Origin of the sequence: Actinacidiphila sp. bgisy160 (assembly GCF_965342435.1) — a bacterium.
Taxonomy (GTDB): domain Bacteria; phylum Actinomycetota; class Actinomycetes; order Streptomycetales; family Streptomycetaceae; genus Actinacidiphila.
This window is the reverse complement of sequence record NZ_CBDRCM010000025.1, coordinates 49,379-62,934: the sequence shown is the minus strand read 5'-3', so window position 1 is coordinate 62,934 and position 13,556 is coordinate 49,379. Positions and strand designations below refer to the sequence as shown.

Annotated in this window: 11 protein-coding genes and 1 pseudogene; 3 read left to right on the top strand and 9 right to left on the bottom strand. The window is 73.2% G+C overall.

Annotated elements, in window-relative coordinates; translation table 11 throughout:
• Positions 1 to 6: 6 nt before the first annotated feature.
• From ACRWNP_RS20555 to ACRWNP_RS20535, 5 genes are all read right to left on the bottom strand, one after another.
• Positions 7 to 672: an HAD family hydrolase gene (locus tag ACRWNP_RS20555; protein ID WP_431963407.1), complete on the bottom strand. Its 666-nt coding sequence runs from the start codon at positions 670 to 672 to the stop codon at positions 7 to 9.
• Positions 673 to 697: 25 nt separating this feature from the next.
• Positions 698 to 1,186 (bottom strand): Lrp/AsnC family transcriptional regulator, encoded by a 489-nt coding sequence (locus ACRWNP_RS20550; RefSeq protein WP_431963405.1) that lies wholly within the window; start codon positions 1,184 to 1,186, stop codon positions 698 to 700.
• 72 nt (positions 1,187 to 1,258) lie between these two features.
• A complete protein-coding gene (locus tag ACRWNP_RS20545) occupies positions 1,259 to 3,466 on the bottom strand; it encodes a xanthine dehydrogenase family protein molybdopterin-binding subunit (protein ID WP_431963403.1) in 2,208 nt (735 codons plus the stop codon).
• Complete coding sequence (locus ACRWNP_RS20540; RefSeq protein ID WP_431963401.1) at positions 3,463 to 4,452, bottom strand: FAD binding domain-containing protein; 990 nt, start codon at positions 4,450 to 4,452, stop codon at positions 3,463 to 3,465. Before ACRWNP_RS20540 ends, ACRWNP_RS20545 begins: the two co-directional genes overlap by 4 nt.
• Positions 4,439 to 4,966, bottom strand: a complete 528-nt coding sequence (locus ACRWNP_RS20535; protein WP_431963399.1) for a (2Fe-2S)-binding protein — start codon at positions 4,964 to 4,966, stop codon at positions 4,439 to 4,441. Before ACRWNP_RS20535 ends, ACRWNP_RS20540 begins: the two co-directional genes overlap by 14 nt.
• Positions 4,967 to 5,336: 370 nt before the next feature.
• On the opposite strand from ACRWNP_RS20535, the gene ACRWNP_RS20530 reads away from it, so the two are divergent.
• The 3 genes from ACRWNP_RS20530 (at position 5,337) to ACRWNP_RS20520 (ending at position 9,797) form a co-directional block, all read left to right on the top strand.
• Positions 5,337 to 6,842, top strand: coding sequence for an FUSC family protein (locus ACRWNP_RS20530; protein WP_431963397.1), 1,506 nt, complete (start codon positions 5,337 to 5,339; stop codon positions 6,840 to 6,842).
• Between the two features lie 564 nt (positions 6,843 to 7,406).
• The gene (locus tag ACRWNP_RS20525) at positions 7,407 to 8,681 is read left to right on the top strand and encodes a nitric oxide synthase oxygenase (RefSeq protein ID WP_431963395.1); all 1,275 of its coding nucleotides are present in this window, start codon (positions 7,407 to 7,409) and stop codon (positions 8,679 to 8,681) included.
• A gap of 78 nt (positions 8,682 to 8,759) precedes the next feature.
• Entirely contained in the window at positions 8,760 to 9,797 is a 1,038-nt protein-coding gene (locus ACRWNP_RS20520) for a lactonase family protein (RefSeq protein WP_431963394.1), read from the top strand.
• Positions 9,798 to 9,888: 91 nt separating this feature from the next.
• On the opposite strand, the gene ACRWNP_RS20515 is transcribed toward ACRWNP_RS20520, so the two are convergent.
• From ACRWNP_RS20515 to ACRWNP_RS20500, 4 genes and pseudogenes are all read right to left on the bottom strand, one after another.
• On the bottom strand, positions 9,889 to 10,764 hold the full coding sequence (locus ACRWNP_RS20515) for a sirohydrochlorin chelatase (RefSeq protein ID WP_431963392.1): 876 nt from the start codon (positions 10,762 to 10,764) through the stop codon (positions 9,889 to 9,891).
• Positions 10,765 to 10,890: 126 nt separating this feature from the next.
• On the bottom strand, positions 10,891 to 11,670 hold the full coding sequence (locus tag ACRWNP_RS20510) for a phospholipid scramblase-related protein (RefSeq protein WP_431963479.1): 780 nt from the start codon (positions 11,668 to 11,670) through the stop codon (positions 10,891 to 10,893).
• A 50-nt stretch (positions 11,671 to 11,720) separates the two neighbouring features.
• A pseudogene (locus ACRWNP_RS20505) lies at positions 11,721 to 12,329 on the bottom strand (uracil-DNA glycosylase); the annotation flags it as partial.
• A 31-nt stretch (positions 12,330 to 12,360) separates the two neighbouring features.
• Positions 12,361 to 13,446, bottom strand: coding sequence for an exo-alpha-sialidase (locus ACRWNP_RS20500; RefSeq protein ID WP_431963390.1), 1,086 nt, complete (start codon positions 13,444 to 13,446; stop codon positions 12,361 to 12,363).
• Positions 13,447 to 13,556 lie beyond the last annotated feature (110 nt).

The window sequence follows — 13,556 nt, the reverse complement described above, 5'->3', positions numbered from 1 at the left end:
CGCGCGTCAGGCCGTCAGCCAGTCCATCACCGCGCGGGCGTCGAAGGCGTTCTGCCCGCCGCGCACCAGCAGACCGGCCGTCGCGAAGGCGGGATCGTCGGCCTGCACGGCCAGGTAGGGGACGGCGACGCACCGCATGCCCGCCCGGTGCGCCGCCTCCGCGCCGGGCGGCGAGTCCTCGACGACCACGCAGTCCGCCGGGTCCACGTCGAGCCGGGCCGCCGCCTCCAGGAAGACGTCCGGGGCGGGGTGGTCGACCTCCTCCGCCGAGACCACGGTCGTCAGCAGGGCGTCCAGCCCGGTCCCCGCCAGCACCGCCCGGATCGCCTCCCGCGAGGAGCCCGAGGCCACCGCCATGGGGTGCCCGGCCTGCGCCAGGAGTTCGGCGAACGCGCGCATCCGCGGGAACACGTGGGTGGCCCCGTGGGCCAGTTCCAGGTAGAGCCGGTTCTTGCCGTCCAGCAGCTCCTGGACGGACGCCGGCAGGCCGTACTCCTCGCGGAGGGTCGCCAGCGTCTCCTTGGTGCCGATGCCGACGAAGCGCCGGTGCTGCTCCCAGGTGAAGTCGTCCACGCCGTGCGCGGCCAGCAGCCGGCGGCCCGCCTCGAAGTAGTTGGGCTCGCTGTCCACGAGGGTGCCGTCCAGGTCGAATATCACCGCGGGGAGCGTCATGACCCCCAGCATGCCAAGCCCGCGATCACGGCGTGCGCCCGGCCGCGGCGTCCCGGCCGACCTCCCGGACCAGCGGCAGCATCCGCTGCGGCACCCGCTCGCGCAGCGCCACCTCGGTGCGGGTGCGCACCACACCCGGCACTTGGATCAGACGCTGGATCACGTCCTCCAGGTGTGCGGCGTCCCGGGCGACCACCCGGGTGAGCAGGTCCCCGCCGCCGGTGATCGAGAACGCCTCGATGATCTCGGGCACAGCGGCCAGGGCCTCGCCCGCGTCGTCCAGATGACCCTGGGTCACCTCCAGGTGGACGAAGGCCAGCACCCGGTACCCCAGGGCCTCGGGCGACAGCCGCGGCTCGTACCCGGTGATCACCCCGTCCCGGTCCAGCCGGTCCAGCCGCGCCTGCAGGGTCCCCCGCGCCACACCCAGGATGCGGGCGTACTCGCGGACGCTGGTGCGCGGCTGTTCCAGCAGCAGCGCCAGGATCCGGGCGTCCAGCTCGTCAGCGGGCACGGGGCGCGGCCTCCTTGGGGTCCCGGGCGTACGGCAGGGGATCCGACGCTACCGACGGCCCGTGCGCGCCGCTCAGAGCAGGTCGTCGATGGTGATCGGCAGGTCGCGGATGCGCTTGCCGGTGGCGTGGTGAACGGCGTTGGCGATGGCGGGCGCGATGCCGACCAGGCCGACCTCGCCGACTCCCTTGGTGCCGGTCGGCGTGCCGCGGTCGGGCTCGCCTACGAAGATCACGTCCAGCTCCGGGATGTCGGCGTTCACGGCGACGAGATAGTCCCCGAACGTCCCGTTGGCGATCCGGCCGGTACGCGGGTCGGTGACGGTGTCCTCGAACAGGGCCATGCCGATCCCGCCGACCGTCCCGCCGATGATCTGGCTCCTGGCCGTCTTCTCGTTGAGGATGCGGCCGCCGTCGATCGCGGACACCACGCGGGCGACACGGACGATGCCGAGGTCGGCGTCGACGCGCACCTCCACGAACTTCGCGCCGTAGGCCCCGGCCGGCGACATGCCGATCTCGGCCGGGACGAGGGGCGTGCTGCTCCCGGTCGCCGTGAGCTGGGGCAGCCCGTGCCGGGCGAGGATGTCGGCGTACGACTGCCCGCGGTCCGGGCGGCCGACGAGGTGGACCCCGCCGCCGGAGGCCTCGACGTCCTCGGGGGAGGCGCCCAGCAGCGGCGAGCCGGCGTCCCCGCGGGCGAGGTCGGCGAACAGCCCCACGAGCCTGCGGCAGGCGTCGTGCACGGCGTTGCCGAGCGCACCGGTCAGCCCGGAGCCGCCCGCCATCATCGAGTCGGGCATGTCGGAGTCGCCGAGGTCGAAGCGGACCTTGTCCATGGGCAGGCCCAGTTCCTCGGCGGACAGCTGTGCCATCACGGTGTACGTGCCGGTGCCGATGTCCGTCGCCGCACTGCGCACGAACGCGCTGCCGTCGCGGTTGACGGTGACCTCGGCCATGCACGGCGTCGCGAAGTACGGGAACATCGCGCTCGCCATGCCGTAGCCCACGAGCCAGTTGCCGTCGCGCATGGACCGCGGCTCCGGGTTCCGGTCGGACCAGCCGAAGCGCCGCGCCCCGGCCTCGTAGCACTCCAGGAGTGCCTTACCGGACCAGGGCAGCCCGTTGCGCGGGTCGACCTCGGTGTGGTTGCGGATCCGCAGCTCCAGCGGGTCCATGCGCAGGGTGTAGGCCAGCTCGTCGAGGGCCGATTCCAGCGCGAAGGAGCCCTGCGCCTCCGCGGGGGCGCGCATCGAGGTCGGCACGGCGATGTTGAGCTTGGCCTGCTCGTCGCGGGTGATCACGTTCGGGCACCGGTAGGAGAAGGCGGTCCCGTGGGAGAACGGCTCGTAGTCGTTGTCCTCCATGCTCAGCGAGCTGAGGCTGCGGTGGTCGAGGGCGACCAGTTCGCCGTCGCGCGAGGCGCCCACGCTGAGCCACTGCACCCCGCTGGGACGGTGCCCGACGGAGGTGAACATCTGCGGCCGGGTCAGCACGAGCTTCACCGGGCGCTTGGTCGTCCGGGCGGCCATCGCGGTGAGGATCACGTGCGGCCACGCCCGCAGCCCGGCGCCGAAGCCACCGCCCACGTAGGGCACCAGCACCCGCACCGAGCTCTCGGGGATGCCGAAGGCCATGGCGAGTGTGGTGCGCACCATCGACGGCCACTGGCTGGTGTCGTGGACGGTGAGGGTGTCCCCCTCCCACACGGCCAGCGTGGCGAACAGCCCGAGCGGGTTGTTGGTGTTGTCCGCCGTGAAATACGTACCGCGCACGACGACGTCGGCGGCCTCCAGTGCCGCGGCGGCGTCGCCGCGCGAGTGGTCCATCTTCCACGGGTCCACCAGATGCTGCGCCCGCGGGTCCTGCAGGTCCAGCAAAGGCTCGGCGGCCTCGTACTCCGCGTGCACCAGCCGTGCCGCGGCGGTGGCCTGTTCGGGTGTCTCGGCCACCACGAAGGCGATGTGCTGCCCGTGGTGCATGACCCGGTCGTTGCGCAGCGGGGCGGGCGGCGACTCGCCGAGCACCGTGGTGGGGCCGGTCCCGACCCGCGGGGCGTTCTCGTGGGTGAGCACCGAGATCACACCCGGGGAGCGTTCGGCCTCCTCGGTGTCCATGCGGACGATCCGGCCCGAGGCGACCGTGCTCTGCACCAGGGCGCCGTAGGCCTGGCCGGGGACGCTGAAGTCCATCGGGTAGGGGGCGGCGCCGGTGACCTTGCGCGGTCCGTCGACCCGGTTGAGGCCCGCGCCGACCAACGGCCTGCTCTCGACCGTGCTCATGCCGTCACTCCTGACACTGTCTGCAGCTCGCGGACGAGGGTCCGGCGGGCCAGGGGCACCTTGAACGCCGTGCCGGGCACGGTCCAGGCGTCGCGCATCGTCGCCTCGGACGCGTCGACGAACGTCGCCGACGTGGCGGGCGCGCCGGTCAGCACGTGCTCGGCCTCGTAGGCCCGCCAGGGTTTCGACCCCACCCCGCCGAGGCCGACCCGGGCCTGACGGATCGTGCCGTCCTCCACGACGAGCACCACCGCGGCCGAGGTCAGGGCGAACTCGTAGGACACCCGGTCGCGGACCTTGAGGTAGCCCGAGCGGGCGGACGGCGGTGGGAGCGGGATCTCCACCTCGGTGATCAGCTCGGCGTGCTCCAGGACGTTCTCCCGCTGGGGGCTCTCGACTGCCGTCACGTAGAACTCCGTCAGAGGGACGGTGCGCCGGCCCGACAGCCCCTGGATGTGCACGACCGCGTCGAGCGCCACCAGTGCGACGGCGAGGTCCGAGGCGTGCAGCGCGATGCAGTTCTCGCTCACGCCGAGGACGGCGTGCATCCTGGCCACGCCCCGCACGGCCGCGCAGCCGGTGCCCGGAGCGCGCTTGTTGCACTCGAGCACATTGGGGTCGCGGAAGTAGCGGCAGCGGGTGCGCTGCAGCAGGTTGCCGCCGATCGTCGCCATGTTGCGCAACTGCGTCGACGCGCCCAGCAGGAGGGCCTCGCGCACCACCGGCAGCCGCTCGGCGACGGTGGCGTCCGCGGCCAGCTCCTCCATCGTGGCCAGCGCCCCCACGTGGAGCGACTCGCCGCGCCGCTCGATGCCGTGCAGCGGGAGCCGGGTTATGTCGATCAGCGTCGGCGGCTCAAGGACCCCGTCCTTCATCAGGTCCAGCTGGGTCGTGCCGCCCGCGAGACAGGACGCCGACGGGTCCTCCGCCAGCATCCGTACGACCTCTTGGGTGTCGGTCGCCCGCACGTACTCAAAGGTGCGCATCGTAACCTCCCCCTGATGCCGCCTCACGGATCGCGGCCACGATGTTGGGATAGGCGCCGCAGCGGCACAGGTTGCCGCTCATGAACTCCCGGATCTCCTCGTCGGAGCCGGTCCGGCCCTCGGCCATCAGCGCCACCGCGGACATGATCTGCCCGGGGGTGCAGAAACCGCACTGGAAGCCGTCGTGGTCCATGAAGGACCGCTGCACCGGGTGCGGCCCCTCCGTGCCCGCGACGCCCTCGATGGTGGTGATCGCCCGGCCCTCGGCCTGCGCCGCCAGTGTCAGGCAGGACAGCACTCTCCTGCCGTCGAGATGGACCGTGCACGCACCGCAGGCTCCCTGGTCGCAGCCCTTCTTCGTGCCCGTCAGGCCCAGCCGGTCCCGCAGCGCGTCCAACAGCGTCACCCGGGTGTCCAGGCGAAGGGTGTATGACCGGCCGTTGACGTCGAGTGTCACGACGCGCTCGATGGTTCCGGGACGGCCCACGTCCCGCTCGCTCGCCACGTCCCTCATCGCGTCCTCCTCCGGACGGGTCGGCTTCGACTCGGGCCCCTCCTGGGGCGGATCCGGTGAGTTGGTTCGTCGGGCGCCTTTAAAGGCGGGATCGACTTTTTCGCGTCAATACGTCCGCCTTTCTCCTCAATATACGCCGAATGGGCGTTCCGGCATGGGCCACTGGTCCGTCCCCGCCCTGGCCGGCGGAATGGGGCCTGGGCCAATGGCCCAGTGGGGACGCGGTCGGTTGAGCCACGGGCCCGAAGGATGTTTTCCTGTAGGCGACGATGGCGTTGCGGCGGACACGAGGTCCCCGCAGCGCCTTTTCCATGCGCGGACACACACCGCGGCACGAACGAAGGGGCGGGACGCGCACGTGCTGAGGCGGATGTTCATCGCACCGGACCCGGGGCGCGCGCGGCTGCGCAGCGGCTCGCGCGCGGTCCTGGGCATCGCGGGGGCGGTCGCCGCCGTGGCGGCGGCCGGGCTGCCGCTGCCCGCCGTCGTGGTCGGCGGGCTGGCCGCGCTGCTCGCGCTCTTCGTCGTCGCCGACCCCGGCCCGGCCCGCCAGGCCGTGACGACGGCGCTGACGCCCGTGGTGGCCTTCCCCGTCCTCGCGCTGGCCGCGTGGCTTCACCCGTACCCGGGCGCACGGGACGCGGCCTTCCTCGCGGTGGTCTTCGCCGGGGTCTACGCCCGCCGCTGGGGGCCGCGCGGCCACGCGCTGGGCGTATTCGCCTTCATGATGTTCTTCATCGCCCAGTTCCTGCGGGCCGGGCCGGGACTGCTGCCGGAGCTGTACGGGGCCGTGGGCCTCGGGCTGGGCTGCGCCGCCCTCGTCCGCTTCGGCCTCTGGTGCTACGAGCGCGCGGCCGCCCCGGCACCCGCCGTCTCCGCGCCCCAGCCGCGGGGGCTGCGCCGACCGACGACCCGGCAGGCCTTCCAGGCGGTGCTCGCTGGCGGCATCGCGGTGGCGGTGGGCCAGGCGCTGTCCGAGGACCGCTGGTACTGGGCCGTCGGCACCGCCTGGTGGATCTTCGTGAACACCACCTCGCGGGGCGAGACCCTCGTGCGCGGCTTCCGCCGGGTCCTCGGCACCGTCACCGGTATCGCCGCCGGGCTCGCCGTGGCGCTTCCGCTGCACGGGGCGCCCGCCCCGACCGCCGGGCTCGTCGCCGTCTGCGTCTTCGGGATCTTCTACACCGCCCCGGTCTCGTACAGCTGGATGATGTTCTTCGTGACCGTGATGGCGGGGCTGCTCTACGGCCTGCTCGGCATCCTCCACCCCGGGCTGCTGGTGCTGCGGCTGGGCGAGACCGCCGTCGGCGCCCTGGGTGCGGCCGTCGCGGTCCTCATGGTGCTGCCGGTGACCACGCACGCGGCGACCGACGCCTGGATCCGCCGCGCACTGCAGGCGGTCCACGACTTCACCGGCGAGGCCGCCCGTCACCTCGCCGGCGGCCCGGGCCACGACCTGGCGCGCCATGTGGCCGAGCTCGACGTCCTCCTGGAGCGGGTGCGCGCCGCCGTCGCCCCGCTGGTGCATCCCCTCAGCCCGCTGCGGCGTCGCAAGGCCCGGGCGCGTACCGTCCTCGCCCTGCTCGACGAGTGCGCCCGCCAGGTCCGCGGCCTCGCGGAGGTCGTGGCCGACCCGCACGCCTGCCATGACGAGCGCCTCACGGCGGCGTGCCGCCGGGTCGAGATCGCGGTGCGGCGTCTGGTGCCCCCGGGCGCGGCCGGGGATGGTGCCCCGGCGTCGGTCATGGTCAGCGGCTCTCATCCGCACGCCGACCGGGCCCTGGAGCACCTGCGGGGTCTGGAGGCGGCGCTCAGCGGCCTGGCCGCGCCCCTCGGCGCGGCCCCGCGTCCGGCGCGGCCTGCCGGGTCCGTCTGAGGCGCCCGGCCGCGGGGCGCGGTCCTGCCGGTACGCCTGCCATGACGAGCGCTTACGGCGGCGTGCCGCCGGGTCGAGATCGCGGTGCGGTGCCCGATGCCCTCGGCGAACCGCGGGCATGTATCCGTACGCCGGCCGGCCCCGGGGGCGTCTTCCCGGCCCGGCTGACGCACCCGCCCGACGCACCCGCCCGAGGGGCGCGCCCCTGCCGTGCGGAGGTCCAGCGGCGGCGCCGGGCGTGCGCGAGGCGGGTTCGTACGCGCCCCGGGCGGATCGGGACCGGTCACGGTCATCACGTGACCGGATGTGTCCGACCTGGGAAGCGATGTCGTCAATTCGCCTGATTCGACGTCCAGTTCGGCGCCGCGTGCCAGGATGACTGACTCCGGACAAGCGGTCATACCGATTCCAGTCTCGTGCCGTACCCGCGGACCGTGAGGGAAACGGTTCGCGCAGGCGGTCTTGGGGGTGCCAGGCGTGCTGAGATTTCTGCGCCGTACCGGGGGGAAGAACGAACGGAGTACCGGGCCGGGCCGCGTGCCTCCCGCGGCGGAGCACGCGCGGATGGACGGCCCCGAGCCACTGGCCGGGTGGCCCGCCGGACACCCGCAGGCGGCGGAGGCGGGTGCCGAGGGGCGGCCTCCCGAGGGCGCGGCGGCCTCCTGTCCCGTGGACCGCGCGGCCGGCGGGGACGGTGCCCCCTCCGTCCGGCACAAGGACGTGGACGTCCGCGCGCTTGCCATCGACTTCCTGGGCCAGTACCACCGCGAGTTGCCCGGCGCCGCCGGCGCCGCCGGCGACGCCGAACGGCGCCTGTCCGCGGTGCTCGCCGAGATCGACGCGACGGGCACCTACCGGCACACCCACGAGGAACTCGTCTTCGGCGCGCGCGTCGCCTGGCGCAACAGCAACCGCTGCATAGGGCGGCTGTACTGGAACTCCCTGCAGGTCCGCGACCGCCGCCACGTCGCGACGGCGCGCGGGGTGGCCCTGGAAGCCGCCGCCCACCTGAGGGCCGCGACCAACGGCGGGCGGATCCGCCCGGTCATCACCGTCTTCGCCCCGGACGCGCCGGACCGGCCCGGCCCGAGGATCTGGAACGACCAGCTGATCCGCTACGCCGGGTACCCGCGGCCCGACGGCGGAGTGCTCGGCGATCCGGGCAACACCGGCATCACCGAGGCGGCCCGGCGGCTCGGCTGGTCCGGCGGCCCCGGCACCCCCTTCGACGTCCTGCCACTGGTCGTCCAGGGCGGAGCCGAACCGCCGCGCCACTTCCCGCTGCCGGCCGACGCGGTGCTGGAGGTGCCGATCGTGCACCCGGAGTTCGACTGGCTGGCGGAGTGGGGCCTGCGCTGGCACGCCGTCCCGGCCATCTCCTCCATGTGCCTGGAGATCGGCGGCGTCTGCTATCCGGCCGCGCCTTTCAACGGCTGGTACATGGGCACCGAGATAGGCGCCCGAAACTTCGCCGACACCGACCGCTACGACCTCCTGCCGCGCTTCGCCGACCGCCTCGGCCTGGACACCGGCAGCGACCGCTCGCTCTGGCGCGACCGGGCCCTGGTCGAGCTCAACCGGGCCGTACTGCACTCCTTCGACCGCGTCGGCGTCAGCATCACCGACCACCACACAGAGTCCCGGCGCTTCCTCGCCCACATCGAACGGGAGGAGCGCAAGGGCCGTCCCGTGCCCGCCGACTGGTCGTGGATCGTGCCGCCGATCTCCGGCTCGGCCACCGGTGTCTTCCACCGCTACTACGACACCGGCGATCCGACCCCCGCCTACGTCCACCACCCCCAGTCCCTCGCCCTCTCCCGCGGTGAGACGCTGGTGTGACGGGGGCAACGGGATCGGTTTCCGGCCACTGCGTTAATCTCAGCCGCCGTACAGACAACCTGCGGAAGAGGTACGGCAGTGGCCGGGCACGTTTACATCGGGTCGTTCACCTCGGCGGGCGGAAAAGGGCTGACCACCGCCGCCGTCGAGCCCGATTCGGGAGCGCTGACGGTGCTGCGCGCCGACTCCGCGGTGGAGGACCCCTCCTTCCTCGTGCTCTCCGAGGATCGCGGCCTGCTCTACGCCGTCAGTGAGCACGCCGAGGCCGGCGGCGCGGCCGTGTTCTCGCTGGGCGACCCCGCCCGCCCCCAGCCGCTGGGTGCCACGGTGCCGGTGGGCGGTGGCGCGCCCACCCATCTGTGCCTGCACCGGGGCCACCTGCTCACCGCCAACTACGCCTCCGGCACCGTCAGCGTGCTGCCGGTCGACGACCGCGGCGCGCTCGGCGCGCCGCGCCACGTCCTGGAGCACGAGGGCGACGGCCCCGACCCGGAGCGGCAGGAGGGCCCGCACGCCCATATGGTGCTGCCCGACCCCTCCGGGCGCTGGGTGCTCAGTGTGGACCTCGGCACGGACTCCGTGCGCGTCTGCGAACTCGACGCGGACAGCGGGGAGCTGGAAGTGGAACGCGAGATGGGCCTGCGTTCCGGCACCGGACCGCGCCACCTCACCTTCCACCCGCGCGGTGACCGCGCCTACGTCATGAACGAGCTGGACTCCGTGGTGACGGTCTGTCACTGGGACGCGGAGGCGGGCCGTCTGAAGCCCGTCGCCGAGGTCTCCGTGCTGCCCGCGGCCGCCTCCGGTCCGAACTACCCCTCCGAGCTGGTCGTCTCGCCCGACGGCCGGTTCGCCTGGGCCGCCAACCGCGGGCACAACAGCATCGCCGTCCTGTCCGTCGACGAGAGCGGTGACCGGCTGGAGCTGCTGGAGACGGTGGACTGCGGCGGCGACTGGCCCCGCCACCTGACCCTCGACCCCTCCGGGAAGCGGCTCTACGCGGCCAACGAGCGCTCCGGCGACGTCAGCTGGTTCGACCTGGACCCGGCCACCGGCACGCCGAAGCTCGCGGGCTCGGTGGCCGTGCCGGCCGCGTCCTGCGTGGTCTTCGGCTGACGGCGGCCGCCCCGTACGCGCAACGGCGTGGTGGTTCGCCCCGGGAGCCCGGAGCGCACCACCACGCCGTTGTCGTCGACGTCCCGGGGGTTCAGCCCAGGGGAGCGCCCTGCGACGGCTGGGCGATGCCCAGGGCCGCCGTGTACGTGGAGACGACCAGCTTGCCGATGGTCGGGTAGGGACCCAGCGCGTCGGCCGCGGAGCAGTCGGCCTCCTTGGCGGCGTCGTGCAGCACCTCGGGGGCGACCTCGGGACCGATCACGTACGGCGCGAGCGCCAGCGTGGTCGAGCCGGAAGAGCGCAGCTGCTCGGCGGCCTGGGTGATCGAGCCCTCGATGTCCAGCGCGGCGGCCAGCACCGGCACGGCGAGGCGCGCAGCCAGCAGCAGACCGGTCACACCGGCGGCCTGGACGGCCTCCTCGCCACCGACGGTGGCCAGGATGATGCCGTCGGCGGCCGTGGCCACCGTGAACAGACGCGCGCGGTCGGCGCGGGCCAGTCCTGCCTCGGAGAGCCGTACGTGCAGTGCCTCGGCCAGCAGCGGGTGGGGGCCGAGCACGTCGGTCACCTCGGCCGCGGCGCGGCTGTCCGCCACGGCCTGGCGGATCCGGCGCATCACCGACGCCTCGGGACCGGCCAGCAGCGGGACCACGACGGCGGCGGGGGCCTGGTCGCCACGCTCGGTGGCCGCCTGGGCCAGCACGGACTCGAGCGTCGGGTACTCCTCGCCGTCGCCGTCGACGTAGCCGATGCGCGGGTCGAGTCCGGAGAGCTCGATGCGGGCGATGCTGACGATCTCCTCGGCGAGACTGCGTATCGCGGAGGACGGGGTGCCGGGCACGGCGAGGACCAGCGCGGGGGCGCCCTCGGGCGTGGTCAGCGGCTCCGGCCGCCGGTGCCGCCCGGGCTGGCGGGGGCGGGGCATACGAACGGGCAGGCCGGGTGCGGGGCCTTCGGCAGTGCTCATGGCGAGGCATGCTAGTGCCTTTGCGCGCTCTGTTGTTCGGGCGGGTCCATCGCAGGGGTTACCTGTCCGGTTCTGTCCTGATACGGTGCCGGGTCCGCGCACCCCGGCACCGTATGCGTGCCACGCTCAGCCGAGTCCGCGCGAGTCCTGCTTGAGCGCGGTGTCCACGGTGAGGGCGGAGGCGACGACCATGCTCAGCAGGGGGTCCGGCAGCTGCCGGTGGATCTGCAGCACGTAGTTGTCGGCCGTGGTGAACATCGTCTTCGCCAGGCCCTCCCAGGTCTTGGTGATCCGGGCGACCTCGGTGTCCGTGTGGTCGACGATGGCGAAGTTCCAGGCGCGCCAGTTCTCGGCCTTGATCGCGCCGATCTTCTGGCCGTTCACCTCGAACGCGAAGTTGATCTTGCCGATGGCGTTCTGCTGCACGATCTCGCCGAGCGTCATGCCGTCGGCGCGCTGCACGATCACCTTGGACTTGATGAGCTTCGCAGGCCGGGTCAGCAGCAACTGGGGCTGCCCGTGCGCGTCGCGCACCTCCAGGCGCACCGACATGAACTGGTCGACGCTCGCGACGAAGCGCAGCACCTTGCGCGCGGTGCTCTGGCCGACCTGGACCACCGAGCCGAGCCGGCGCCCCTGCTGGTCGAAGACGCTGTACTCGTTGTTCAGCTCGATGAGCTTGGCCTTCTGGTTGACCACCAGGACGGGCTCGCTGAAGAGGGTGCCCCCACCAGGACCGGTGGGGGCCACGCCCGCCTGCTGCTGCACCTGGCGCTGGATGCGCGCGGGGTCGGGGCCCCCGTCGACGCCCAGCTCCCAGGGGTTGTCCTTGGGCTGCGGCGGGACCTGTGCCCCGCCCGCGTGGGTGTGCTCCGTCCACTGGGACCCGTCCCAGTAACGCAGCAGGTTCCGCGTGCCGTGCGGGTCCGGGTACCAGCCCGCCGGGGTGTTCGATTGCGCGAGCCGAAGAAACCGCGGTCGGCCGACATGGGGGAGGGGTGGGCGGACTCGATGGCCGGCAGGCTTCCCAGCAGTGGCCGCAGGCTGCGCGCGTCGGAGCCCCACAGGATGGACACCAGCGGCTTGCCGCGCGCGGCGAGTGCGCGGATGGCCTGCTCGGTGACCGCCTCCCAGCCCTTGCCGCGGTGCGCCCTCGGCGTGCGCGGCGCGGTGGTGAGCGCCCTGTTGAGCAGCAGGACGCCCTGCCGGGTCCAGGGGGTCAGGTCGCCGTTGGAGGGCCGGGGCAGGCCGAGGTCGGTGTTCAGCTCCTGGTAGATGTTCTGCAGGCTGGGGGGCACCGGCCGTACCTCGGGGGCCACCGAGAACGACAGCCCCACGGCGTGCCCCGGGGTGGGATAAGGGTCCTGGCCCACGATCAGCACCCGGACGTCGTCGAAGGGCTGCTGGAACGCGCGCAGCACGTTCGCCCCCGACGGCAGGTAGGTGCGGCCGGCGGCGATCTCGGCGCGCAGGAAGTCGCCCATTTCGGCGATCCTCCCGGCGACCGGCTCCAGGGCCTTGGCCCAGCCTTCTTCGACGATTTCGTTCAACGGTCGTGCTGCCACGGTGAGTCACTCTAGTGGCTCACACCGACACTCAGACCACGGCCGCTCGCACGCACAGCACGTCGGGCAGGTGCGAGGTCACGAGCCGCCAAGTGTCGCCCTCGTCGGCGCTCGCGTACACCTCGCCGTTGCGGTTGCCGAAATACACGCCGACCGGGTCGGCGTCGTCGGTGCGCAGCCCGTCGCGCAGGACCACGCCGTAGTGCTCCTGCTTGGGCAGACCGGCGGACAGGGCGGTCCACGAGGCACCGGCGTCCTCGGTGCGGTAGACCCGGCAGCGGTAGTCGGGCTGGTAGCGGTCACTGCCGTCGTTGACCGGGGAGACGTACGCGACGCCGCCGCGCCGGGGGTGGGCGGCGACGGCGAAGCCGAAGTCCGCGGGCAGCCCCTTCCCGATCTCCGTCCACGTCGCGCCGGCGTCGTCGCTGCGGTAGACCCCGCCGTGGTTCTGCAGGTACAGCCGGTCCGGATCCTCGGCGTCCCGGGCGATCTTGTGCACGCACTGGCCGAACTCCGGGTACGGGTCGGGCAGGAACTCCGCCTTGAGCCCGGTGTTGGACGCCTCCCAGCTCGCGCCGCCGTCGGACGAGCGGTAGACCCCGCCGGAGGACACGGCCGCGATCACCGCGTCCGCGTCGCGCGGATCGGTGATCACCGTGTGCACCGCCTGCCCGCCGAAACCGGCGCCCCACAGCTCCCGCTGCGGGTGTTCCCACAGACTCCGCACGAACTCGAAGGTCACCCCGCCGTCGTCGGAACGGAAGAGCGCGCCCGGCTCCGTCCCGGCCCACACCAGGTCCGGGGCGCCGGTGCCGGCGGGCTGGATCTGCCAGACGCGCTCCAGGGAGGTGTCCGTGTCCTGGGGGAACCGCACCGCGGGCCGCGCCGGCTCCTCCCAGCTGCGCCCGAGGTCGTCGGAGCGGAACACCGACGGCCCCCAGTGTGAGCTGTCCGCGCCGACCAGCAGCCGGGGCACGGCGCGGCGCGTGTCGATGCCCACCGAGTACACCGCCTGCATGGGGAAGTGCGGGCCGGTCAGCTCCCACGACCCGGCGCCACCCCGCCGCCCCAGGAACAGTCCCTTGCGTGTGCCGATCGCGAGTACGACGTCGTCCATGACGCACCATCTCCAAGCTATGGGGTATGTGTTCTGCATCACAGATTCTGCACCGCCCCACCGACAGCCGGGGCCGCGGCGCGCTTTTCCCCCGCAGAAGGGGGTTGCGC